20 protein-coding genes are annotated in these 25,182 nt (G+C 49.7%); 13 read left to right on the top strand and 7 right to left on the bottom strand.

The genetic code is table 11. The annotated features are described in order from the left end of the window. Positions 1-4: 4 nt before the first annotated feature. The 3 genes from H5715_RS14225 to hpaR all read left to right on the top strand — a co-directional run bounded on the left by H5715_RS14225 (position 5) and on the right by hpaR (position 4,868). Entirely contained in the window at positions 5-2,488 is a 2,484-nt protein-coding gene (locus H5715_RS14225) for a LamG domain-containing protein (protein ID WP_075187040.1), read from the top strand. A 28-nt stretch (positions 2,489-2,516) separates the two neighbouring features. Continuing rightward, positions 2,517-4,139 (top strand): general secretion pathway protein GspF, encoded by a 1,623-nt coding sequence (locus H5715_RS14220; RefSeq protein ID WP_075186960.1) that lies wholly within the window; start codon positions 2,517-2,519, stop codon positions 4,137-4,139. 246 nt (positions 4,140-4,385) lie between these two features. Beyond that, positions 4,386-4,868 carry a homoprotocatechuate degradation operon regulator HpaR gene (gene hpaR / locus H5715_RS14215; RefSeq protein WP_246434556.1) on the top strand — a complete coding sequence of 161 codons (483 nt, stop codon included), beginning with the start codon at positions 4,386-4,388 and terminating at the stop codon, positions 4,866-4,868. 50 nt (positions 4,869-4,918) lie between these two features. Here hpaR and H5715_RS14210 read toward each other — a convergent pair whose 3' ends face one another. Both H5715_RS14210 and H5715_RS14205 read right to left on the bottom strand, forming a co-directional pair. Beyond that, positions 4,919-5,347 (bottom strand): fibronectin type III domain-containing protein, encoded by a 429-nt coding sequence (locus H5715_RS14210; RefSeq protein ID WP_075186959.1) that lies wholly within the window; start codon positions 5,345-5,347, stop codon positions 4,919-4,921. Between the two features lie 234 nt (positions 5,348-5,581). Continuing rightward, positions 5,582-6,499, bottom strand: a complete 918-nt coding sequence (locus tag H5715_RS14205; RefSeq protein WP_185906543.1) for a fibronectin type III domain-containing protein — start codon at positions 6,497-6,499, stop codon at positions 5,582-5,584. A gap of 335 nt (positions 6,500-6,834) precedes the next feature. Here H5715_RS14205 and H5715_RS14200 point away from each other — a divergent pair, with 335 nt between their 5' ends. Then, positions 6,835-9,153 carry a Tex family protein gene (locus H5715_RS14200; protein ID WP_075187038.1) on the top strand — a complete coding sequence of 773 codons (2,319 nt, stop codon included), beginning with the start codon at positions 6,835-6,837 and terminating at the stop codon, positions 9,151-9,153. Between the two features lie 59 nt (positions 9,154-9,212). On the opposite strand, the gene H5715_RS14195 is transcribed toward H5715_RS14200, so the two are convergent. Then, positions 9,213-10,586 (bottom strand): TolC family outer membrane protein, encoded by a 1,374-nt coding sequence (locus H5715_RS14195; protein ID WP_075186956.1) that lies wholly within the window; start codon positions 10,584-10,586, stop codon positions 9,213-9,215. Positions 10,587-10,900: 314 nt separating this feature from the next. On the opposite strand from H5715_RS14195, the gene H5715_RS14190 reads away from it, so the two are divergent. The 7 genes from H5715_RS14190 (at position 10,901) to H5715_RS14160 (ending at position 17,836) form a co-directional block, all read left to right on the top strand. Continuing rightward, positions 10,901-11,536: an NUDIX domain-containing protein gene (locus H5715_RS14190; RefSeq protein ID WP_075186955.1), complete on the top strand. Its 636-nt coding sequence runs from the start codon at positions 10,901-10,903 to the stop codon at positions 11,534-11,536. Further along, entirely contained in the window at positions 11,494-12,006 is a 513-nt protein-coding gene (locus tag H5715_RS14185) for a DUF1249 domain-containing protein (RefSeq protein WP_246434554.1), read from the top strand. The genes H5715_RS14190 and H5715_RS14185 overlap by 43 nt, the downstream gene beginning before the upstream one ends. 138 nt (positions 12,007-12,144) lie before the next feature. Beyond that, a complete protein-coding gene (cpdA, locus tag H5715_RS14180) occupies positions 12,145-12,930 on the top strand; it encodes a 3',5'-cyclic-AMP phosphodiesterase (protein ID WP_075186954.1) in 786 nt (261 codons plus the stop codon). A gap of 55 nt (positions 12,931-12,985) precedes the next feature. Then, entirely contained in the window at positions 12,986-13,573 is a 588-nt protein-coding gene (locus tag H5715_RS14175; RefSeq protein ID WP_075186953.1) for a YqiA/YcfP family alpha/beta fold hydrolase, read from the top strand. 15 nt (positions 13,574-13,588) lie between these two features. Then, the gene (parE, locus tag H5715_RS14170; RefSeq protein ID WP_075186952.1) at positions 13,589-15,475 is read left to right on the top strand and encodes a DNA topoisomerase IV subunit B; all 1,887 of its coding nucleotides are present in this window, start codon (positions 13,589-13,591) and stop codon (positions 15,473-15,475) included. Positions 15,476-15,627: 152 nt separating this feature from the next. Continuing rightward, complete coding sequence (locus tag H5715_RS14165) at positions 15,628-16,695, top strand: MJ1255/VC2487 family glycosyltransferase (RefSeq protein ID WP_075186951.1); 1,068 nt, start codon at positions 15,628-15,630, stop codon at positions 16,693-16,695. A 19-nt stretch (positions 16,696-16,714) separates the two neighbouring features. After that, a complete protein-coding gene (locus H5715_RS14160) occupies positions 16,715-17,836 on the top strand; it encodes a glycoside hydrolase family 16 protein (protein WP_221892296.1) in 1,122 nt (373 codons plus the stop codon). Positions 17,837-18,229: 393 nt separating this feature from the next. Here H5715_RS14160 and H5715_RS14155 read toward each other — a convergent pair whose 3' ends face one another. Continuing rightward, a complete protein-coding gene (locus H5715_RS14155) occupies positions 18,230-18,619 on the bottom strand; it encodes a hypothetical protein (protein ID WP_075186948.1) in 390 nt (129 codons plus the stop codon). Between the two features lie 212 nt (positions 18,620-18,831). Here H5715_RS14155 and H5715_RS14150 point away from each other — a divergent pair, with 212 nt between their 5' ends. Then, positions 18,832-19,998 carry a glycoside hydrolase family 27 protein gene (locus tag H5715_RS14150; RefSeq protein ID WP_075186947.1) on the top strand — a complete coding sequence of 389 codons (1,167 nt, stop codon included), beginning with the start codon at positions 18,832-18,834 and terminating at the stop codon, positions 19,996-19,998. 334 nt (positions 19,999-20,332) lie between these two features. Here the strand turns inward: H5715_RS14150 and H5715_RS14145 are convergent, their stop codons facing one another. Beyond that, positions 20,333-21,670, bottom strand: coding sequence for an MFS transporter (locus H5715_RS14145; protein ID WP_075186946.1), 1,338 nt, complete (start codon positions 21,668-21,670; stop codon positions 20,333-20,335). Positions 21,671-21,836: 166 nt separating this feature from the next. Between H5715_RS14145 and H5715_RS14140 the strand changes: the two genes are divergently transcribed. Further along, the gene (locus H5715_RS14140; protein WP_075186945.1) at positions 21,837-22,289 is read left to right on the top strand and encodes a YaiI/YqxD family protein; all 453 of its coding nucleotides are present in this window, start codon (positions 21,837-21,839) and stop codon (positions 22,287-22,289) included. Positions 22,290-22,313: 24 nt separating this feature from the next. On the opposite strand, the gene H5715_RS14135 is transcribed toward H5715_RS14140, so the two are convergent. Continuing rightward, positions 22,314-23,177 carry a universal stress protein gene (locus H5715_RS14135; protein ID WP_075186944.1) on the bottom strand — a complete coding sequence of 288 codons (864 nt, stop codon included), beginning with the start codon at positions 23,175-23,177 and terminating at the stop codon, positions 22,314-22,316. Beyond that, the gene (locus tag H5715_RS14130) at positions 23,177-24,670 is read right to left on the bottom strand and encodes a SulP family inorganic anion transporter (protein WP_075186943.1); all 1,494 of its coding nucleotides are present in this window, start codon (positions 24,668-24,670) and stop codon (positions 23,177-23,179) included. Before H5715_RS14130 ends, H5715_RS14135 begins: the two co-directional genes overlap by 1 nt. Between the last annotated feature and the right edge of the window lie 512 nt (positions 24,671-25,182).

Raw genomic sequence — 25,182 nt, 5'->3', positions numbered from 1 at the left:
GAGCATGTTAACTATCCTTCCGGATCAAATTTTTTCACGCTTTAAACTGGTGTTGCTCGTTATTAGTGTTATGGGCATTGCGGCCTGTAGTGGTGGCAGTGGCGAGGCTGTTCAGCGAAATGATGACTACAGCCGCTCCGACGGTGAAACGGGTGTGGTTTACAGCGGCCCGACAGCCAGCACCGATGACGTACAGAATTTTAAAATTCACCTGTGGGACAACCTGGCGGGCGAAGATCGCTGTGGAACCTGTCATATTCAGGGCGGAACCTCGCCGGAATTTGTTCGCTCCGATGATATTAATCTGGCCTACAGTGCTGTGAACACTTTGATCGACCTGGAAGCGCCTTCGAATTCCCGCATCGTGCAAAAAGTATCGGGTGGCCATAACTGCTGGAGTTCAGAGCCGGAGGTTTGCGGGGAAATTATCGCAAACTACATCGAAGCCTGGGCGAATGCCTCTGGTGCCAGCAGTAATGTTGTGGTGCTGGAACCGCGCGAGGGCTATGAAGTAGCCGACAGTAAGAGCTTTCCTGCGGATAGCGGCTCGTTTGCAGATACCGTATATACCCCGGTATTGGTCAAGTATTGTGCTGATTGCCACTCGGAAGATTCAGCGCTGCAGCAGCAGCCCTATATCGCCAGTAGTGATGTAGATGTCGCCTACGACGCATCGCGCAGCCGAATGAATCTAGACGACCCCGGCAGCTCGCGGTTAGCGACCCGCCTGGCGAATGAGTTTCATAACTGTTGGGATAGCTGTGATAGCAATGCGACCGAAATGTCGAACGCTATCGCTGCCTTCGCCGCAGCGATTCCTATCACCGAAGTCAACCCGGATCTGCTTGTTAGTCGGGCGCTCGGTTTGCCGGATGGTATTGTGGCGGCGAGCGGTGGACGTGTTGAAACCAACGTTATAGCGCTCTACGAATTTAAAAACGATTCCACGCAGATTGCCTACGACACCAGTGGCGTAGAGCCTGCTCTGGACCTCAATCTTTCCGGTGATGTGAGTCGAGTTGGTGGCTGGGGTATCCGGCTGAACGGTGGTCGAGCGCAGGGGTCGACCAATTCCAGCGCGAAGCTCTACGACCTTGTTCGAGCAACGGGTGAGTACTCTATCGAAGCCTGGGTGGTGCCCGACAATGTGAGCCAGGATGGCCCCGCACGTATTGTGACTTTCTCGGGCGGTTCTGAGATTCGCAATTTCACCCTGGCTCAAACCCTCTATAACTATAATTTCCTTAATCGCAGTTCGCTGGCCGATGGCAATGGTATGCCCATGCTGTCTACGCCCGATGCGACCGAGGTTTTACAGGCGACGTTACAGCATGTGGTCGCCAGTTTTGATCCTATTACCGGTATGGCGATATACGTAAATGGTGAGCTGATTGCGACGGATGAAGCCATGATCGGCGCCAACCTTAACGACTGGGACAATACTTTCGCTCTGGCACTGGGGAACGAGCTGGATGGAGAGCACCCCTGGTTGGGGGTGGTGCGCTTTCTGGCGATTCACAACCGTACACTTTCGGCTGAAGATGTGTTGATGAACTTCGACGCGGGGGTGGGTGAAAAATTCTTCCTGCTGTTTAATGTTTCCCAATATGTGAGTCTGCCCGAGTCCTACCTGGTGTTCCAAGTGGAGCAGTTCGACAACTACAGTTACTTGTTCTCTTCGCCCTTCTTTATCAGTTTGAGCGAGCAGGCACCCACCGAGAATATTGAGATTGAAGGCATTCGCATAGGTTTGAATGGTCGTGAATTGGTTGTTGGTCAGAGTTTCGCCAATATCGATACCACGATTAACGCCGGTAATTACAATGCTGAAACCGGTGTGCCGCTATCTTCTCTGGGCGCCATTCTTGAGCTGGATAAGGGCGCGGATCTCGATCAGTTTTTCCTCAGCTTTGACCGTATCGGCACGGCGACCTATGCTCGAGTCGAACTGGCACCGCCACCAGCGCCAGAGGCGGCCGACCTGGGCGAGCAATCACAGATCGGATTACGACTCTTTGGTGAGATCAATGCCACAATCGCACAGATGACGAAAACGCCGATGGACCCATTGCCAGGCAGTGTTGATACGGTATACCAGACTGTGCGCCAGCAGTTGCCAACGCTTGAGGATGTCGACAGTTTCCTCGCCGCCCATCAGGCCGGTGTGATGCAGCTCTCGGTGGCCTATTGTACGGCGCTGGTTAACGATAGCGCTCGTCGCGCCAGTGTCTTCGCTGGTTTTAACTTTAGTGATGAGGTTGATATGAGTAATGTCGATCTGATTATTAATCCGCTGCTGGCGGGTCTTGCTGCCAGTGAAGTGGATGTGGACGGCACGCCAACAAGCTTGCAGACCCAACCGGTGCCCGATGATGTGAAAGCGCACCTGTACAGCCTGGCAACCGATATGTCGGCTGCTGATACTCATACAACCGTTATCGCGCTCTGTGCCGCTACTGCTGGTAGTGCCGTGATGTTACTGCAATAACCGATAGGCAATAAGGTGGACAGACTCCATGGCTAGACGAAACAAATTTTTCCGCCCCGACGAGCCCTTAGCGCATGCGGATCATCATCGCCCTAAAACTCGCCGCGATTTTATTGCCCAGGGCTTTCAGGCGGGCTTGGGCACTGTTGTCGGCAGTTCCGTATTCAGCCTGTTCGCGAACCCGCGTGAGGCGATGGCCCTATCGTCGGATATCGATATTCGTAAAGAGCTCTGTGGTATTACCGCAGGGGCCGGCAAGATTCCGTTTATCTGCTTTGATCTGGCTGGCGGAGCCAATATCGCCGGTTCGAATGTGTTGATTGGCGGGCAGGGAGGACAGATGGATTTCCTCAGTACCGCAGGCTACAGCAAACAGGGATTACCGGGGGATATGATTCCGGGGCTCGAGGAGGCCAATCCTATTGCTGGCAGTAATGGGGATCATACCAATACTCAGCTGGGGCTGGCTTTTCATGCCGATAGTGGATATTTGCGCGGCATATTGGAGCGCACTGCTGCCGGTACGCAGCAGGCTATTAATGGCGCAGTAATACCCGCGCGTTCTGAAAACGATACGGGCAATAACCCGCATAACCCCATGTACGCCATTAATATGGCCGGTGCCAACGGCGAGCTGCTGGCTCTGGCCGGGTCGCGAACCAGTGATTCGGGTGGTAACTCGGCTGCACCGGCAGACCTTATTAATAACGAGGTTAGGCCCACCAAAATAGATCGCCCTTCGGACGTGACGGGTCTGGTAGATGTCGGCGACTTCGGTTCCCTTTCGTCAGAGGAAATTGTTGCGGTGATGGAATCCGTTTCCCGCATCAGCGACGAAAAGCTGGCGAGAATGTCGACGGGTATGAGTAACGATAAAGCGATCAAAGATATGGTGAGCTGTGCCTATGTTAAGAGCGCTTATCTGGCAGAAAACTTCCCCGACCCCGGATTCCTGGATCCGGCTACGGACCCGGATATCGTCGGCGCCAGTGGCATTTTTAGTGTGGATGAATTTAACAGTGACCGCGAATTCCAGAAGGCGGCATCGGTGATGAAGCTGGTGGTGAACGGTTACGCGGGTGCTGGCACCATTACCATGGGCGGTTACGATTACCATACCGGCGATCGTTCAACCGGGGAGATGCGTGATTTGCGTGCCGGCCGTTGCATGGGCGCCTGTCTGGAATATGCCGCGCGCCGTGGTGTGCCGCTGATGATGTATGTGTTCAGTGACGGCTCTGTTTTCAGTAATGGTATGACAGATGACTCTATGGAAGGGCGAGGCAAGGGCGTGTGGACCGGTGATAACCAGCAGACAGCGGGTGCATTCTTCCTTGTGTATAACCCTGGTGGGCGTCCTGTACTGATGGGGACAACACCTGAAGAGCAGGCAATTCACCAGCAAATTGGCTATATGCGTGCGAGTGGTGACGTGGAAACCAACTCCAGTGGTGACCGCCCGAATCCCGCTGCGAACAATATTAACCTGCTCGTGCAGACTGTGATGCTGAACTATATGGCTTTGCACGGTGAGCAGGGGCAGTTTGAATCTGCGTTTACCTCTCGTGGCCTGTCACATGGATTGGGGAGTGCCGGTATGATGGATCGCATCACGGCCTTTAATCCCATTGTCGGCGGCACGAATATTTAACCCGCTAATCAACCCGGCGGTTCTCGCCGGGTTATCTAAATTCAAGCTTTCAACTCGATTTACCCCAGTCCCTACTACCCGTTCTTATGGCTTTGACGCACATCATTTATGATTTTTATGGATTTTTGTTTTTAGAAACTTACCTGTTTGTAATCTGTTAGTGTATTCGTTAGCTATGCTTTAGGTAGGTTAGTAACTGCTATTGGCTCTTCTTTGAATCATTCGTATTAAGACGAGTGTTGAAAGATGGATGATAGTGGTTCCCATGTTAACGACGGGAAGCAGGTAAATTTAATGACAGTATCCAACGAAAACCTTTCGCTACTATTGTTGAAGGCGCGCGAAAATTCCATTGCCTATGTTCGACCGATTCTGGCTGAGTACGGTCTAACTGAGCAGCAGTGGCGAGTTATTCGCACCCTTAAGCGCGAAGGTGAAATGAATGCGCAAGATCTGGCAAGTGAAAGCTGTATTCTCAGCCCAAGCTTGTCGCGTATCCTCAATCGCCTGGAGGGCGAAAAGGTTATCCTGAAGAAGGTCGACAGCAAAGACCAAAGAGCACTGAATATTCGTTTGAGTGCCAAGGGTAATCGACTGCATGACCGTATTGCACCCAAGGTCGACAAGCAATATAAACAGCTTTCACAAGCTGTTGGCAAAGAGACGATTATCAACTTAGTTGGCTTGCTGGAAGAGTTTTCAGTGAAAGGAGAGGGGCGAGCTAGTTAGCTAGCTTTCTTACAATCGTTTGTTTTCTGCGCACCCGTTCTGGGTGCGTTCTAGTTTCCAATATCCGCATAGGCGGGATCAGAATAATCGCTGTAGAGGCCATTTGTATCAAAGGCGGCAATGCGAACTTGATAGGTGCCGGTAGTGAGGTCATTCAACACAAGCTGGTTCTGAGTTTGGTCAGTTACAACTTCCGTTACGCTGAGATCATCCGTGGTTTTTTGGTAGATTATTTCGTAACCACCGATTTCGCTGAGTAATAAGTCATCGCCGTTTTCGCGAGTGCTGGGTATGTCCCACTCGACAATGGCAGAGTGTGTAATCGGGGTATCCGTGGAAGGCGTGTCTGTCGAGGGCGTATTCCCATCGCTATTTGGAAGCAAACTATCACCTCCAGAACCACCACCACCACAGGAAACTAAAAGTGTTAATAAAAGAAGCTGTGCTAGTTTATTAAAATTATTTGCGTTGAATTTCATAAATATACAAGCATTTACTTAGGCACGGGAGCTAATTCTAGCTACTTCTCAGTAACAGAAGTGTGGGGCATTTAACACTTTCGAATGTATTAGTGTTGGGGAAGTGTAAAAACTAACGTGTTAATCGAATTTTTGGAGCGTGGGTCGCTTTTAAGATAATGCTGTTTGTGATAGATCAAGTCTGGTAAGGCGAGACGGAAAAGGTGGGCTTCCATGCCCCGATGAAAACGGTATTTACAACCCTATAGTCGCAAAAGCGGGATCGGAATAATCTGAGTAGAGACCGTCGTTATCGAAGGCGGCGATAAGCACTTCATATTCACCGGGCTCCAGGTTTTCGAGTAGATACTCGTCGGTTGTTTGCTCTGTAACGATCACCGTGATGTAGGCAATATCATCACTACTGCGATACATGATTTCGTAGCCACCGATTTCGCTGAGCAATAATTCATCACCATTTTCACGGGCAACCGGAATATCCCATTCAATTAATGCGGAAACTTTTTCAACGGGTACCGGAGTGGGCTCAGCGGTAGGTACCGGAGTGGGCTCAGCGGTAGGTACCGGAGTTGGCTCAGCGGTAGGTACCGGAGTTGGCTCAGGAGTCGGTGTGGGCGTTGGCTCAGCGGTAGGTACCGGAGTTGGCTCAGGAGTCGGTGCAGGCGTTGGCTCGATAGTAGGTACCGGAGTGGGCTCTGCAGTTGGTGCGGGCGTTGGCTCGATAGTAGGTACTGGAGTAGGCTCCGCAGTTGGTGCAGGCGTTGGCTCGATAGTAGGTACTGGAGTAGGCTCCGCAGTTGGTGCAGGCGTTGGCTCGATAGTAGGTACCGGAGTCGGTGCAGGTGTTGGCTCTACAGTAGGTACTGGAGTGGGCTCAATAGTCGGCGTTGGCACCGGCACCAGTATCGGCTCTATGGTGGGGGTCGGTACAACGGTAGGAGCTGGCGTAGGCTCAATCGTGGGGGCCGGCGCTTGAACGATTACGGGGCTTGGTTCAGTAGAGGGTGCAGGTGTTGATTCAACCGTTGGGACCGGTTGGTTGTTGTCTGGCAGCAGGCTTCCAGTTCCTGTTGAGCTTCCGGCGGCGCCTCCACCACAAGCAATCAAAGAAGAGCAAATAAAGGCAAAAGCAGTCAGTCGAGCAGTATTCATCGTGTTACCTCAAAATTTAAAACAGCCTAAAATAATACTTTTGTATTGTTTTGAGGGATTATAAATACGGTCTGAGGTATTAGGTGTGAGCTTGTTAACACTGGCTTTGATCAAATAATGATCATTGCGCCATAGTTACAAAGTGTGATGTAGTTTTAAATATTGTATGACTAAAGTCCTATTTTTTGGCGTCTGCAAGTCTCTGAATAAGAGTGATAGGCTTGTGTCTATCTGCTGGGTAGAATGAAGCACTTGTAAGGCATTACTGTGGCATTCCTGTTAAATTTTCCTCATAATTTGCCGCCCAATTAACCCGAGACTCAAGCCGACTTATGATCAGTAGTATCTACCCCCGAATAGCCCAGGAATTGAAGGTTCAAGAACGCCAAGTGGTGGCAGCCGTAGCGTTATTGGATGAAGGGTCGACAGTACCGTTTATTTCCCGCTACCGAAAAGAGGTAACCGGAGGTCTGGACGATAGTCAGCTTCGGGAACTGGAGCAGAGGCTTACCTACCTGCGTGAGATGGAAGATCGACGTGAAACCATACTTAACTCTATTGCTGAGCAGGAAAAGCTTAGCCCCGAACTGGAAAAGCAGATAAAGGCAGCGGATACGAAAACCCAGCTGGAAGATCTCTACCTGCCCTACAAGCCCAAGCGTCGTACCAAAGCGCAGATCGCCCGTGAAGCGGGTTTGGAGCCACTGGCAGATATGCTACTGGAGGATCCGAGCAAGGATCCGAGCGTTGAAGCGGCAGCTTTCCTTAACAGTGAGCATAAAATTGATGACTGCAAAGCAGCATTGGATGGTGCCAAGCAGATTTTGATGGAGCGTTTTAGTGAAGACGCTGGTTTGTTGGAAAAACTCCGCAGTTTTTTGCGTACAGAGGGCTTTCTGCAGGCGCGACTGGTGGACGGAAAAGAGCAGGAGGGCGCCAAGTTTCGCGACTATTTTGAGCACAGCGAACCTTTGGGTAAAGTGCCCTCTCATCGGGCATTGGCGATGTTTCGTGGTCGTAACGAAGGTATTCTAAGTCTGGCGTTGAATTTAAACGAACCGGAAGACAAGCCTCTAGCTGCAATTCACCCCTGCGAGATTATGGTGGCCGAGCATTGGAATATTACCGACCAGAGCCGCTCTGCAGATAAATGGCTGGCCGAAGTTGTCCGTTGGACTTGGCGAGTTAAGCTGCACACCCACCTGGAAACCGACTTGTTAGGTGGTTTACGGGAAAGTGCGGAAGCTGATGCTATTGATGTTTTTGCTAGCAACCTTAAGGATCTGTTGCTGGCGGCGCCCGCTGGACAGAAAGCGACTATCGGTCTGGATCCTGGTTTGCGCACCGGGGTGAAAGTTGCGGTAGTGGATGCTACGGGTCAGGTTGTTGATCACTGCGCAATTTTTCCAACACCACCACAAAAGCGTCTACAGGAAGCCGAAGCCGTATTGGTTGCCTTGTGCAAAAAGCACGATGTGGGTCTGATTGCTATTGGTAATGGGACTGCCAGCCGTGAAACCGATAAATTTGTGGGGGATGTCTTAAGCACACACCCGGATCTCAGTGCTCAAAAAGTGATAGTGAACGAGTCGGGTGCGTCGGTGTATTCCGCCTCGGAGTTTGCCGCCAAAGAGTTCCCCGATCTGGATGTAACTATTCGTGGCGCGGTCTCCATTGCCCGCCGACTGCAAGACCCGCTGGCTGAGTTAGTCAAAATCGATCCGAAATCCATTGGTGTGGGTCAGTACCAGCATGATGTTTCCCAGAGCCGTTTAGCAAAATCGTTGGATGCGGTTGTTGAAGACTGTGTAAATGGCGTGGGGGTGGAAGTCAATACGGCTTCGGCGCCGTTGTTGGCTCGCGTTTCCGGTCTGAATACTACCGTCGCGAATAATATTGTGGAGTTTCGCAACCAAAATGGACCCTTTAAGCATCGCAAACAATTTTTAAAAGTCGCTCGTTTAGGTGACAAGGCGTTTGAGCAGGCTGCTGGCTTTCTGCGTATTGCCAATGGCGACAACCCGCTGGATGCCTCCGGCGTCCATCCAGAAGCTTACGCTGTCGTTGAACGTATCGCGGATAAAAATACCCGTGAAATAAAAGGTCTGATCGGTGATACCGGCTTTTTACGCGGCCTCACGGCGAACGACTATACCGATGAAAAATTTGGTGTGCCGACGGTTACAGATATTTTGCAGGAGCTGGACAAGCCTGGTCGTGATCCACGCCCTGAATTTAAGACTGCAGTATTTCAAGACGGCATTGAAAAAATTTCCGATCTCGAGCCTGGAATGATTCTGGAAGGTACGGTCACCAACGTGACAAACTTTGGTGCCTTTGTGGATGTGGGAGTTCACCAGGATGGCTTGGTGCATATTTCTGCGTTATCCAACACTTTCGTAAAAGATCCGCGCGAGGTTGTTAAAGCCGGTGATATTGTGAAGGTGAAGGTGATGGAGGTCGATGTGCCGCGCAAGCGTATTGGTATGTCTATGCGTATGGATGACACGCCAGGAGAAAAAACATCGCAGCCAAGTGGTGGCAGGCAGCGTAATGGTGGAGGGCAAGCTCAGCAGCGCAAGCAGGCTGCGCCACCGCCAACAAAGGGAACCATGGCAGCGCTTTTTGAAGCGGCAGCAAATAAGAAAAAGTAAATTTTTCTGGTCGAAAAAAAGGCTGGTCATTGACCAGCCTTTTTTTATCGGGAAACGCTTTAGGGCGTGTTGCGAGAAACGGTTCGGCTTTTATCCAGCCAATTGTTTAACTCGGTAATATCTTCGGCCGATAGCGCGCCAATAACCTGTTTTAATTCCAAGGTTGTCAACACATAGGTATAGAGAGAATCGTAATAATTGCGTTGAGCGCGATACAAATTCCGTTGTGAGTTTAATACGTCCACTAAGTCTCGTGTGCCAACATCATAACCGGCCTGCGTGGCTTCGAGTGCGCTTTGGTTGGATATAATCGCCTGCGAGCGCGCTTTGACTGTCGAAACATTGGTGGTTACGGACAAATGTATAGAGCGCGTAGACTGAACGATGTCACGCTGGGCCTTACTCATTTGTTCACGTGCGGCAATGTGCTCTTGCGCCGCTTTGCGGCGTGAAGCTGACACCGCGCCGCCGTTAAAAATCGGTACGCTCAGTGTGATCCCAATGGCTTGGTTTTCCGTGTCGATATCTGATGCAATGGTGTCAGTTTCACCGTCGTTGTTGTAATTGGAATACGAAAGGCTGGCCGAGAGGGTGGGGTAGTGACCGGCCTTTTCGATCTTGGCATTTTGCTTGGCAACGTCTGCGGAGAGTATCGCCGTTTTCAGTGTGTAATTGTTCTCAATAGCCAGGTCTACCCAGGCTTGTCGTTGTGCGGGTACTGGGGGCACAACAGGAACGTCTTTTTTCAGCGGCGATAGCTGGTAGTGGGGGCGACCCGTAATAACTTCCAACGCTTCAAAGGCGATACCCAGCTGGCCTTCGGCCATTAATCGATCTGCTGTAGCGGAATCAAGTACCGCTTGCGCCTCGTGAACTTCGGTTATGGCGGTCAGGCCGACTTCAAAACGCTGGCGGGTTTGCTCCATTTGGTGAGAGAGCGCATTTTCTTCGGCTTTGGCCGTTTCCAAATTGTCCACGGCCTGCAGGGCGGTAAAATACGCCTGTGATGCGCGCAGAATTAAATCCTGCTTCGCGATAGCAAACTGTGCCTGTGCAATACTGGTACTGGCTTTTGCCTTCTTGTACCCATACCAGGCGGACATATCAAAAAGTGGCTGAGTAAGTTGCAGCGAGTAGCCGCTGCGAGTGCCGTCAGTTTCAGAGAAGAGCGGCGCCAGAGAGCTTTCACTGGTGCCTGTTTGTTCGCTGGAGGAGTCCTCCCAGCTTGCTTGGCCGTTAAGCTTTGGCAGCAAACCCGCTCGGCCAAGATTTACAGATTCTTTACCTGCTTCCAGATTAGCCTGAGCGGCCTTGTAAGCATGATCGTTAAGCAGTGCCTGCTGGTAGATCTCTTCCAGAGTTGAGGACTGCGCAAGTGGGATAAAACCCACTGTAGTAACCAGGGCGATAAGTTTGGTGTAATTCATTTTCATTGACGTTTCCCGGTGGTCAAATTGTGTGATACCTGCTCAAAATGTTAATTTTAGCAACGGCTAATTTAAATGGAAACCGTATTAAGATGCCAAAAAAGAGGGTTCTTATGCATAAGGACATTATCGCAGGGAGCGAAGTGTAACAACACAACACTTGAATTACAGTCAGCTTGTCTGCAGTACGTTCTTGTTGCGTAAGAACAACAGTGCGAATTACAACATGGGGGCTGATAAGTCTATGTCAATATTTTCATTTCTTTACACTACTTTACGATCCCAATACACTTTCAATATTTGCTAGTCGAGTAGTTTTTATGTCTAAAACCAGTACTGATATAACGGCCCAAGCTGAGCTGGGCATGAGCGATGTAAAGGTCGAGAACGACGAAAAAGTGTTCGATGGCTTTTTCAAAATGTACGAGCTTAAGCTCACTCATAAGACCTTTGCCGGTGAGTGGGTGCCCACTATCAGCCGCGAACTTTTTCATCGTGGAGAGGCCGCTGCAGCTATCCTTTACGACCCTGAGCACGATCTGATCGGGCTGATCGAGCAGTTCCGTGTTGGTGCCCTCGAGTCCGAGTTTGGTCCATGGTGCCTGGAAACCGTAGCTGGAATGATGGAAGCGGGCGAAACTCCGGAAACGTTAATCTTGCGTGAATTGGAAGAGGAGGCGGGAATTTCCACTGCAGAGCTTATCCCTATTAGCAGCTATTACTCGTCTCCTGGTGGCTGCAGCGAAAAAATCCACCTGTTTTGTGCCCTCTGTGATCTGCAGGGGAAAGGCGGTCTATTTGGCTTGGCCGACGAGCACGAAGACATTCGTTTTGCCGTCTACCCTGCGGAGCATATTTTCGAGTATATGTATGACAGCCGTACAAATAATGCTGCGACCCTGCTAGGCTTGCAATGGGTGCAGCTGAATCGAACACGGCTGCAGAAAAAGCGTTAGTCATTGTTGTTGTGTATATGCAGTCCAAAAAAATATCGGTCAATCTTAAAGCCCATCATGCGCAGTGCGAGCTGAACTTTCATCGTATGCTCAATTTGATGCCTCGCTGGAAGGATGGCGAGAACCAGTGGTTGTTCCGTGTTGGCGCAAACGACAGGTTTCAAGTGCGGTTGCGTATAACGGAATCCGCCCGCTACACGACAACGGTTGAAGTTTTACAGCACCAACAGGGTCTGGAGCCCCCCAGGCTGTGCGTGCGCCTCTATCACGATGCGAATATGGCGGAAATTATTTCCTGGGATAGGCATAGACACTGGTTGCCGAAGTACAATTACCCCAACCCGCAAATGTACATGCCGGATGAAAAGCTGGAGTTGAACCGCTTTCTGGGAGACTGGTTGGAGGTGTGTCACAGCCAGGGCTACGCAAGCTTGGATAACTGTGAAACGGTTCTCGTTAGCAAGAAATAGTGTTTCGCTTTCACATAGAAGCGGACCAAAATTGACATATGTGGGGTTTGGCCAACATTCTATAGCATGTTGGATATTGGCAAATGGGTTAAGGATGGCACCCCGAAATACTGGATATTAAGCAGAGCAGAGTGAATTATGAGGCCCTTTCGCCTTTTACAGATAACGGATTGTCACTTAGGTAGTCAGCCTGGAGAAAAACTGCTTGGTCTTGATACCGACCAGAGTCTCTACGACGTTCTTCAGTTACTGCAAGCCAACGAAGCCCCGGATATGATTCTTGCCACGGGAGATATCTCCAATGATGGTGGAGTAGCCTCCTACGAGCGTTTTATTCATATTATCGAGCGCTATTTCCCCAATACGCCTCTGGCGTGGTTGCCCGGTAATCATGACGACCCTATGAATATGGATCAGGTCGCCACCCTTCCTATTGAAGCTCACTGTGTTCGCGGTGGCTGGAATATGATCTTCCTCGATTCGCGTATCCCCATGGAAGAGGGGGGTGAGCTGCACCCGAACGAGCTTGAGCGCCTGGACAAGCAGCTGGCTGCATACCCGCGTTTGCCCGCCATGGTTTTCCTACATCACCAACCGGTGCCGGTTGGCAGTGCCTGGCTGGATCAGTACGTTGTACGCAATCATCAGAGCTTTTTCGAGGTTATTGATCGTCATCCCCAGGTTAAATCCATCGGTTGGGGGCATGTGCATCAGTACTTCGAATCTGAGCGCAAAGGCGTAAAACTGATAGCGACGCCGTCAACCTGTGTTCAATTTCTGCCCAATTCCGATGATTTCGGTGTGGATACCGCCATGCCTGGGTATCGTCGTTATGAACTGCATGCCAATGGCCATTTCGACTCCGATGTGTGTCGTATCAAAGATAAAGTCTACAAAATCGACTTTGCTTCCAGCGGTTATTAAGTCTCCTTAAAAGCAGTAGTTCTCGCTATAATGTCCCTTAGTAAATGAGGTCTACATGGCGACACTGCTTTATATTCACGGTTTTCTCAGTTCCCCGCTATCCTTTAAGGCACGCGCTACCCAGCGATGGTTGTATCAACATCGTCCGGATATCGAGTTCCTGTGTCCCGCGCTGTCCTCCTATCCAAATGAAGCCGTATCGACTTTAAGCGATATAATGTCAGCCCGTCATGGCGATACCGTTTATCTTATCGGCAGTTCCCTCGGCGGATTTTGGGCAACCTGGTTGATGGAAGAATATAAGGCGGCCAGAGCCGTGTTGATTAACCCCGCCGTTGCGCCACATAAGTTTGTTGCGCCACTGATAGGCGAAGAACTAAAAAGCTATTACAGTGAGCAAACGTTTTGTTTGCAGCCCACACATATACAAGATCTGAAGAATTGCGAATGCGAGGCGCTGAGTCGGCCGAAAAATTATTGGTTGATGGTGCAAACTGGTGATCAAACACTGGACTATAGACACGCTATAAAAAAATATTCCAATTGTAAGCAGCTGGTAGAGGACGGTGGTGACCACAGTTTTCAAAATTATGAAAAATGGCTGCCGCAAATAATCGACTTTTTCGAAAGTAAAAATAGTTAGAGAAATAAAAAATAAATGGCAAATTACACTGCAGAAGATATCGAAGTTCTTACGGGGCTAGATCCCGTCAAAAAGCGCCCAGGTATGTATACCGATACCACGCGCCCCAATCACCTTGCGCAGGAAGTAATCGACAATAGTGTCGACGAGGCTCTCGCTGGCCATGCGAGGAAAATCGAGGTGCTTTTGCATAAGGACCAATCCGTAAGCGTTAGCGATGATGGTCGCGGCATGCCAGTAGATATGCACCCGGAACAGAAAAAGCCCGGAGTGGAAGTGATCCTTTCTACCCTGCATGCCGGAGGGAAATTCTCCAACAAAAATTACCAGTTTTCTGGTGGTCTGCATGGTGTGGGCGTTTCAGTTGTTAACGCGCTATCACAGATCGTCGAAGTTACAATTAAGCGTGATGGCAAGGTGTACCGCATTGGCTTTCAAAATGGTGATAAAACGGTAGACCTTCACGAGGTAGACACCTGCGGGAAACGTAACACCGGCACGACGGTTCGGTTTTTACCGAACCCTCAGTATTTCGACTCTCACAAATTTTCTGTATCACGTTTGCGCCATGTTTTGCGGGCTAAAGCAGTCCTGTGCCCCGGACTGGAGGTTGTGTTTGTTGATGAGCAATCCGGCGATACTGATACCTGGCTTTATGAAGACGGGCTAAAAGATTATCTCGAAGCTGCAACACAAGGCTGGGAAACCCTGCCGGAAAAGCCCTTTGTTGGCGTATTTTCCGGTACCACCGAAGCCGCCGATTGGGCGGTACAGTGGTTGCCGGAAGGTGGCGAAATTGTCCAGGAAAGTTATGTCAACCTGATTCCCACGGCGCAGGGCGGTACCCATGTAAATGGATTGCGCACCGGATTAATGGATGCCATGCGTGAATACTGTGAAATTCGTAATTTAATTCCCCGAGGTATAAAACTGGCTCCTGATGATATTTGGACCAACTGCTGTTTTGTGCTTTCTTCCAAACTGTCTGACCCACAATTTTCAGGTCAAACCAAAGAGCGACTGTCGTCGCGCGAAGCAGCGGCTTTCGTTTCAGGCGTTGCGAAAGATGCGTTTAGCCTGTGGCTAAATCAGCACACCGAAGAAGGTGATAAGCTGGCAGAGTTTTGTATCGGTAATGCACAAAAGCGTGTGCGTTCGAGTAAAAAAATAGCCCGGAAAAAAGTGACCGCTGGCCCCGCACTGCCTGGAAAACTGGCAGATTGCTCTTCCGACGATCCTGCTGTGGGAGAATTGTTTTTAGTGGAAGGTGATTCCGCCGGTGGATCGGCCAAGCAGGCGCGCGATCGTGTATTTCAGGCGATTATGCCGCTGCGAGGAAAAATTCTGAACACCTGGGAAGTGGACAGTTCCGAAGTCTTAGCGTCTCAGGAAGTGCACGATATTTCCGTCGCTCTGGGAATCGATCCTGGTTCCGATAATCTTGAGCACTTGCGGTACCATAAACTTTGTATTCTTGCGGATGCCGATTCCGATGGTCTTCATATTGCGACCCTGTTGTGTGCGCTTTTTGTTCGCCACTTTCCCGCGTTGGTTCGCGCGGGGCATGTCTTTGTCGCGATGCCACCGCTATTTCGTATCGATGTCGGTCAAGATGTTTACTACGCCCTGGATGAGAGTGAAAAGCAAGGTATACTCGAACGCATAGCCGCAGAAAAGAAGAAAGGTAAAGTCAATGTGCAGCGCTTTAAGGGCTTGGGTGAAATGAATCCACTGCAATTACGTGAAACCACCATGGCCACCGATACACGCCGTTTAGTGCAGCTAGTGATTGAACCGGGTGACGATACGCACCAGATTTTAGATATGTTATTGGCAAAGAAACGTTCAGGCGATCGTAAAACTTGGTTGGAATCCAAAGGCGATTTGGCTCGAGTGGATTAAAACGTATCTATTGGGCGGCTGCCCAAAAGTTTATTTACGTTGCATAGCGGGGCATGAATAGTGTTTGGCTTTGGGAGTAACTAAAACAACCGTATAAACTTATGCTGAAATTGACAATAATAAGCGAGCCGATTGCTAATAGGTAATACATAATGGCAAAAATTTTATACGGCGTTTCGGGGGAAGGTTCGGGCCATTCTTCCCGTGCGAGATTAATTTCGGAATTTTTAATTTCTGAAGGACATCAGGTTAAAATTGCCTCTTATGATCGCGGATATCGGAATCTTAAGGATGATTTCGATGTGTTGGAAATTGTTGGTTTGACCATTGTTAGTGAAGATAACGAAGTTTCCCGTTTAAAAACCATTGCCGCAAACCTATCGAAAATACCCAGTGGTAAAAGAGCGCTGGATGAGCTACGAGCGCTGATTAAATCATTTCAGCCAGATTGTATTCTTTGTGATTTTGAGCCCTGCACCGCCTATCTGGCAACGCATTACAGTATTCCACTGGTGTCGATTGATAACCAGCATCGCATGCGTTACATGGATTACCAGATTTTATCTGAGTTAAAAAAAGACGCGTTTATTACCGAATCGATTATTAGAACCATGGTACCAAAACCGTGGGTATCCCTGATTACAACCTTCCACCAGGGTACGCCAAAAAATGATCACAGTTTTTTATTTCCGCCAATACTACGTAGTCAGGTGCTTGAATTACAGCCGAGAGATGAGGGCTATATACTGGTTTATACTACCTCCGGTTTTGATTCTTTATTGGAAACATTAAAAGATTTTGGACGCGAGAAGTTCCTGGTCTATGGTTATAACAAGGACGAAGTCGATAATAATATTCATTTTCGTCCTTTTAGTGCTGATGGCTTTTTACAGGATTTAGCGGCTTGTAAAGCCGTTATCGCAACGGCGGGCTTCACCTTAATCTGTGAAGCGCTTTATTTGGGAAAACCTTATTTGGCTTTCCCTATGCAAGGGCAATTCGAGCAGCAGCTAAATGCGTTTATGCTTGCCAAAGAATCGTATGGTGCAGGCTGCGCTGCTCCCTCTTACGCGGATATCGCTGCATTTCTCTATGGTTTGCCAGACTACAAGAAAAAACTGGCATCCTACGAGCACAGTGGAAATACAAAAATCCAGGAATATCTAAGACGTTTATTGGCCGATGATCTGGCTTTACTAAAACGTTATCGCCCTGAATAAAAAGGTGGTTTGTTATCCAATGAAAACAGTTAAAAATTGTGGAATTCTTTTTGCCTTGCTGGTCAGCACGACTATTTTTTTGTCCTCCTGTGGGGGCGGAAGTCAAAACGCATCTCCGTCGATAATGCCGACACCGACACCGACACCGACACCGACACCGACACCGACACCGACACCGACACCGACACCGACACCGACCGCTGCTCCAGAGCCGCTGCCCTTTCCCGTAGTGTCAGAAAATTGGTCGCTAATTTGGAGTGATGAGTTCGATGGAGCAGAAATAAACCGGGAAGACTGGAACCTGGAGCTAAGCTGCTGGGGTGGCGGTAATAATGAAAAACAATGTTATACCGAGAGTGAAAGTAACGCTTTTGTTTCCGACGGTTTACTCAATATTGTTGCGCGCCGTGAAGATCATACAGACTATAACGGCTACGATGGTTTGTCTGGTGATCTGGTAACGCTGCCCTATACCTCTGCGCGACTGACGACAAAGCATCATCAGCAGTGGACATTTGGTCGCTTCGAATTTCGGGCAAAGTTGCCTTTCGGGCAGGGTTCCTGGCCTGCCGTATGGATGCTGCCAACAGATTCTCCCTACGGTGGTTGGGCGGCCAGTGGAGAGATCGATATTATGGAGGCCGTTAACCTTAAAGTGGACGGCGAAAGCCGTGTGCATGGCACCTTGCATTATGGTCGTAGCTGGCCAGAAAATGTTTACAGCGGCGAAGCTTATCAACTTCCAGGCGAGCTAAATCCCGCAGACGATTTTCATATTTATGCGCTCGAGTGGCAGGAGGGGGAAATTCGATGGTATGTCGATGGATTCCATTATGCGACACAACGATCATCTGGCTGGTACTCTCAATATGACACCGCGGCCGGGCTAGTAAATGCAAGCGACGGCGCTCCCTTCGATAGCGATCAACAGTTTCACTTACTGATAAATTTTGCCGTCGGCGGTGATTGGCCAGAGAACGTAAACCGGGGAGGAATTGATGAAAGTGCTTTTCCCCAAACGTTTCTCGTAGATTGGATTCGTGTGTATGAGTGCAATGTTTCGCCACAAAGCGGAGAGGGGTGCGCAGCCATCGGAACAGAGGCCACTATATTGCCCGGCCATAGTCGACCGACTCTCTGATCGGCGTTTTCGCGCTGCTAATACGCTGCGCTTCTAGGGTGTTTTGCCAGATCTAGAGCCTATGTCAGTTTGTGTCGGCAGGCAGGCGTATTGGTGTTTTAAGTGTTTACTTTTGTACGTCGTTAGCTTGCCGGTATCGCCTGAGTGTTTCGGAAATTGCCGCTTGTATGGTCTCAGATTCGCGAGTGTTATTGCCACACTTTTTCGGCAGCGACCACTGGCCATAGTCTGTTTCGTCGTGACCTTCTGTAAATGTAAAACAATAATCGCCTTTCTGAACAATCCGCTTTCCCGATATTTCGTAGAAGGTTTTCGGTGCTTTTGTTTTTCGATTTCTATTTTTTGCGCGAATTTGGGAGTGGTCTAGCGCTTGTTTTAACGTGGGATCGAATATTACCGTATCGCGATTTGTGTTGGGTGAGTGTAACTCGTTGAATAATGGTCGAGCATTTTTTTTTGCTCACTTATTTTCGCGTGGGGTACAGGGATTTTTTCCTGCAGTTTTTTTGCCGGCGCAGGGCGTTTGTTGCTATCCGCTGGCGGCGGGCTAGTGGCTTTTGTGGTTTTGGCGGGGGCTGGATTGTTCTTTGGGGTGGGCACTAAAGTAATCTGTACATGCTGGCTTTTAGCGATGGATGGGTTTTTATCTGCGCTGAGACTGAACGGGTTTGCCCAGGAAAAAACCAAAGGGACAAATGAAAGGTGAACGATCACCGATAACGTTAGCGGAACGAGCAAGCTTTCGGTATCCGGCTTGTTGTTTGTGGTGTGTTTTTCTTCCATGAAATAGCGACTTGAAAGGCATTTCTAGTGAGTCGCTAGCTATGACAAAGACAATGTGTCAAAGTTCGTGTAACCGGTTACAGAGCGGCCGCTGGTTCAGGGGCTTTCATTGTTTTTCAGGTCGTGGCGGAGCATCCCCGTGCCGCTAACTGACCAGACAATAGGTACTGCCGGGTTAACCGTTAAACTATTTTCGACAAAGAGAGCATCGCATGAAAAAAATAATTCTAACCTTCACCGTGCTTTGCCTGGCCGCACTGGCGCAGGCGCAAAAATATGAAGGCTTGGCGCTCACGCCCCCTATGGGCTGGAATAGCTGGAATACATTCGAGGTCGAGGTGAATGAAAAACTGATCAAAGAAACGGTCGATATTCTCGTTAGTAGTGGTATGCGAGAGGCGGGTTATACCTACGTGGTTGTAGACGATGGCTGGGAAGCCTTAGAGCGGGATGACGGCGGCAACCTGGTGCCTGACCCCAAAAAATTTCCCAGCGGTATGAAAGCGTTGGGCGACTATATTCATGCCAACGGCTTGAAGTTCGGTATTCATAACGATGCGGGAACGCGTACTTGTAATGGTTTCCCTGGTGGTCGGGGGCATGAATATCAAGATGCTAGGCTCTATGCCTCCTGGGGTGTTGACTATTTGAAATATGACTGGTGCGCAACCGGGACGGCCAATGCGCCGGAAACTTACAAGACAATGCGCGATGCATTGTACGCAGCGAAACGGCCTGTGGTGTTTAGTTTGTGCGAATGGGGCAATAACAAACCCTGGGAGTGGGCACAGGATATTGGCCATTTGTGGCGAACCACGGGCGACATTACCGACTGCTACAACTGCCAGGGTGAATACGATATGGGTTTGCGTTTTATTCTCCAATTGCAGGAGGGCTTGGAAAAATATGCCGGCCCCGGGCACTGGAATGATCCGGATATGCTGGAGGTCGGTAACCCCGGTTTAAGCCTTGCAGAATCACGCTCACACTTTACCCTGTGGTCGATGTTGGCGGCTCCGCTAATGGCGGGCAATGATTTACGCAAAATGACGCCCGAGACCCTCGCCATCCTTACCAACAAAGATGCCATTGCTATCAATCAGGACAAGCTGGGTAAGCAAGCGTATCGCTATATGAAACACCTGGACAAGGTGATTTATGTAAAAGAATTATCCAATGATGAATGGGCAATTGCCTGGCATAACACGGGAGATAAAGCCTTTACCCTGCGTATTAATTGGAAGCACTTTGATTTCCTCAATGGGACATACAATATTAAGGATGTGTGGAAGAATAAGGCGGTGGGAACCACCCATAAAAATATGGAGATTAATATCGATAGTCACGATGTGGTTTTTTTAAAGCTGAGAAAAAGCTAAATCAACAATGGATTCTGATAAGCAAAAAACCGGTCAAGGCCTAGGGCTGCGCGACAAAATTTTCCACTAGGGATCTGGCTACTACCGCGACCGTCTCCAGCTTTACTACACGGATGTAGTTCATTAGAACACTGCAGGAGTAATTGTCGATGGACGCTGGCCTCGAGCCGACAGGGGGGAATTGATGGTGTAGCGCCGTGGCCAATATCGAATTGCTAGCTCACGGTGCTCTTGTATTCTAAAAGCCCGGTGAGTGGTGTGAATGCCCCATAATCAATGAGTGATATATGGGGCAGCATTGAATCGTGGCCGGGTATCGAATTATCGACGACGCTTATTCGGTAGCGGCTTCGGCGCTAACCTCAGTTTCTTCGTCTGTATTGTGCTTCACGTAGAAAGGTGCAAACCAGCAAATCAGGAAGGAGGGGATAGTGGCGGCCATAACAAAAACAAAGTAGCCAACGTAGCCCATAATTTGTTGCAGTGCGCCACTTACCATACCGGTTAGCATCATGCACAGGCCCATTAGCGCGGTACCAAAGGCATAGTGCGTTGTGGCGTATTTACCCGGTGCCAGTTGTTGCATTAAGTAGATCATAAAGCCTACGGAGCCAATGCCAAAAAAGAATTGTTCCACTACTACACCTGCAGTCACAACGGCGTGGCTTTCGGGTTGGTAGATGGCCAGCAACAGGAAGGTAACGTTGGGTATGTTGACGCAAAAGCAGAGAGGAAACAGAGCTTTTTCGAGACCTCTTCTAGCAACGTAGGCGCCGCCAACCAAAGAGCCGATAAGCAGTGCAATAAGGCCGAATGTGCCGTAAATAATACCGAACTGCTGGTTGGTTAAAGACAGCCCGCCATTGGCGACAGCATCTTTCATAAACAGCATGCTGGGTGCATTCAAAAAACCGAAACTGACGCGGAACAGCAGGGCAAAGCCGATCATTATCCAAATGCCGCGTTTTTGGAAGAAGGTGACAAAAGCATCCATAAGAGTGCTAATGGCTTCAGCGGGGGTTTTAGGTGTGTTTTCGGCGCGTGCACCTTCGGGCATAACTTTCCAGTGCCAGGCGGCCATGGCTAGCATAATGGCTCCCATCAGTGCGAAAACGATTTGCCAGGATTTACTCCACTCGGGGCCGGATACATGTGGGTCGTGGTTAAAAATATGCTGATGCAGTAGACCGCTGAGCACCACCATCACACTCATCATTGCCAATTTACCCAGGTTCCAGCTAAGGCTCTGCCAGCCGCAGAAGAGAGCCTGTTGTTTTGCGTCGAGCGAGGTAACATATACGCCGTCGGATGTAATGTCTTGGGCTGAGCCAACAAAAGACAACACCCAAAAGAAAACCAGCATAATGGAGATGTAACTTGGCAGGCTCATTACTAGCGAAACACCAATAAAGCCTACGCCGAGAATGATTTGGCTCGCCAATACAAAAAACTTTTTGGTTTTGTACATTTCAAGAAATGCGGCAAATAACGGTTTAACGGTATATGCCAGGCCGAGCGCACTGGCATATGCTGCTGCTCGTGCGTTATCCATCCCCAGGTTGCTAAACATTACAACAGCGGCTGCCGTAAGCATGTTGTAGGTAAGGGCCATGGTAAAGTAACTGGAAGGCACCCAAAGCAAGGGGTGTTTGGTCTTAGCGGTCGAAGTCATTGGCTTACCTTTTCTCTCGTGTTGTTATATTTGTGGTTCTAAATAGGTGCTGGGATAGTATCAAATTTTGGTGTAGCGGAACGTTATACCCAGAGCTGAATTGATAAAAAACAAGTGGCTGATGCTTTAGTGTTAGTATGCCTGCGCACTTTTAGGAAACGTTTGTATGGCAATATGGGTGGACGCAGATGCTTGTCCCGTTGTGATTCGTGAAATACTTATTCGCGCCTCGCAGCGCACCGGAGTTGAGGTAACGTTTGTTGCGAATCAGCGCTTAGCGCTGCCTAGTATTCCCAGCGTTAAGATGCTGCAGGTGATGGCGGGCTTCGATGTGGCCGATAATGAAATCGTGCAGAGAGTGAGCCCCAATGATTTGGTCATCACTAACGATATCCCCCTGGCGGCAGAAGTGATTGAAAAAAGCGGTATGGTGGTGAGCCATAGAGGCGAAAAATTTACGCCTAACAATATCCGTGCACGTTTAAATATGCGTGATTTTATGGAGACCATGCGCGCGAGTGGTGAGCATGGCGGCGGTCCACCGGCGCTGAGTCAGGCGGATCGACAGATGTTTGCAAAGGTGCTGGACGGCTACTTGGCAAAGAACCCGTTGGGGTAAGCAACGCCGACCCCAACCGATAACTTAACGCAACAATAATAAAGGTTTTTGAGTTTTTCGCAGCATGGTTACGGTAAAGCTGCCCCACAAGAAATCGCGTACGCGATTGTGACTGAACGCGCCCATCACGGTTAGATCAATATTGTGTTTGGCCTGGTATTCAGGCAACACGTCTTCGTTTTTACCCACAAGGCAGACACTGGTGGTATCAATACCGGCGCGGGTTAATTTTTCTTTTGCCGCAACCAGCACGCTATCATTTTCTGTTTCTTTAGCGACAACGTGTACCAGATGGCAGGAAACGGCTTTAAACAACGGGCTGGTCGTTACCATATCCAATGCTTTCTGTGCAGCTTCGCTGCCATCGTAGGCGAGCATAATGGTTTGAGGCTGAGCAAATGCGTTGTTTACCACCAGGATGGGTTTGTGCAGTGCGCGGATTGTGGTTTCTAGCTGCTGGCCGATGCCTTTGTCGTTACTTTCGTGTTGCTCGCCGCGAATACCCACGACCAATACACGAATATGTTCTTCAAGATCGACCAGTGATTCCGATAGCGAGCCGTGTCGTTGACACATACGCACATCACTTGCGCCAGCGGCGATGGCTTTTTCTTTTGCCGCCTGCAGCATTAGCTTACCTTTTTGCAGCAGCAATTTACTGCGACCGGCCTCTACCTTGGTTAACTCGTTCAGTAACTCTTCCGACGAGCCCAAACCAATAGAGCCACTGTAGTCGGCGACTACCGGCGCGGGGCTGTGCTCAATGGTGTGCAACAGCTTTAAAGGTGCATCAACCGTTTTTGCGATCCATGCGGAATAGTCACATACAGCAGAGCTAAATTGCGCGCCGTCAATACAGGACAGTACCAGTTGTTTTTGTGTGCTCATTAGTGTCCCCCCAATACTTTTTCTAGTTCTTCTGGTTTATCGTGAACGCCAAAGCGGTCGACGATGGTTTCGCTGGCAGCGTTCAGGCCTATTATCTCGACTTCTGCACCCTCACGGCGGAACTTGATAACGGCCATATCCAGCGAGTGAACAGCGGTAATATCCCAGAAGTGCGCGCGATTAAGATCGATAATAATTTTTTCAACAGCCTCTTTAAAGTTAAATTGAGCGAGGAATTTATCGGCCGAGTTGAAAAATACCTGCCCGTGGATAGCGTAGCGGCGAATACTTTGTTCCTCGTCCAGCTCGCTTTCTACATACATAAAGTGGCTCACCTTATTGGCAAAAATCAGAGCTGCGAGCATTACGCCCACAAATACACCATAGGCGAGATTGTGCGTCCACACCACCACCACAACGGTCGCTATCATCACCATATTGGTGGACAGGGGGTAACGCTTCAGGTTGCGGATAGATTCCCAGCTAAAGGTACCGATGGAGACCATAATCATCACCGCCACCAATGCAGCCATGGGGATGCGAGCCACCCAGTCGTTGAGAAAGACCACCAGTATCAACAGCACGGTACCCGCAATAAAAGTCGACAAGCGTCCGCGTCCACCAGATTTTACGTTAATAACAGATTGACCGATCATGGCGCAGCCGGCCATACCGCCCAGCAAACCGGCGCCAATATTGGCAATACCCTGGCCTTTACACTCGCGGTTTTTATCGCTTTTAGTATCGGTAAGGTCATCCACAATGGTGGCGGTCATCAGTGATTCGAGCAGACCGACCACAGCCAGTGCTGCGGAATAAGGAAAGATAATTTGCAGGGTCTCAAAGGTAAGCGGTACATCCGGCCATAGAAAGATCGGCAGCGTGTCGGGCAGCTCGCCCATATCACCTACGGTGCGAATATCCAAACTCGTGGTCATTGCGAACGCTGTACAGGCGAGAATACACACCAGTGGCGACGGTACGCTTTTACCGACGACGGGAATATGGGGAAACAGGTAAATAATACCAAGCCCTGCGGCGGTCATGGCATAGACATGCCAGGTAACATTAGTCAGTTCCGGCAGCTGCGCCATAAAAATCAGAATGGCGAGCGCATTGACGAAGCCGGTTACGACCGATCGCGAGACAAAGCTCATCAAGCTGCCCAGCTTTAAATAGCCCATCACAATCTGTAGCAACCCGGTTAGCAGTGTCGCCGCCAGCAAATACTGTAGCCCGTGGTCTTTGACCAGCGTAACCATTAGCAGCGCCATAGCGCCAGTCGCGGCGGAGATCATTCCAGGGCGGCCACCGACAAAGGCAATAACTACCGCAATGCAAAACGAAGCATAGAGGCCAACCTTTGGGTCTACGCCAGCAATGATGGAAAAGGCGATGGCTTCTGGAATCAGCGCCAGAGCGACCACAAGCCCAGCGAGAATATCGCCGCGCAAATTGCCAAACCAGTCTTGCTTGGTTGAATGGAGCAACATAGTGTTTCCTTTAAATTCAACGAATATGGCCGAACAGCCGTCGAGGCTTAACATTCTATCGGCGTGAGTAAGCTGTCTATGTAGCGTTATTATTAGGAGGGACAGAAGAGGGCGGCGATTCTACCTGAATCGATACTGGGTAACAAATAGCCAAAAAAAAGCCTGCCGGTAAAAAGATTCCGGCAGGCTAGGAATTAGGTGTTTTAAAACAACCTCGTATAAAAGGTAGCGCGCCTGAAGCTTAAACATTGCCAAGGGGTCGCCTGGGGGTGGGGGTGGGGTAGCTCGAAGAGCCGTCCTTGGAGTTAAAGCATGCCCAAGGCATAGTTCAGAGGTGGGTGAGGAGTACCTCGAAGGTACCCCCCTGGAGCTAAAACATACCCAGGGGGTAAGTTAAGCACCCGAGCAGGTGGACGGTTACGGGTGAGATTAATATCATGGTGGCTTTGGAAGCCACCGCCTGAAAATACCACCAAAAGGCTTATGGTTGCGGTCTAGTGGGTACTTAGGGC

Origin of the sequence: Teredinibacter haidensis, assembly GCF_014211975.1 — a bacterium.
GTDB classification, from domain to species: domain Bacteria; phylum Pseudomonadota; class Gammaproteobacteria; order Pseudomonadales; family Cellvibrionaceae; genus Teredinibacter; species Teredinibacter haidensis.
The sequence above is the reverse complement of the archived record's forward strand: the minus strand, read 5'-3'. Positions and strand labels throughout refer to the sequence as shown.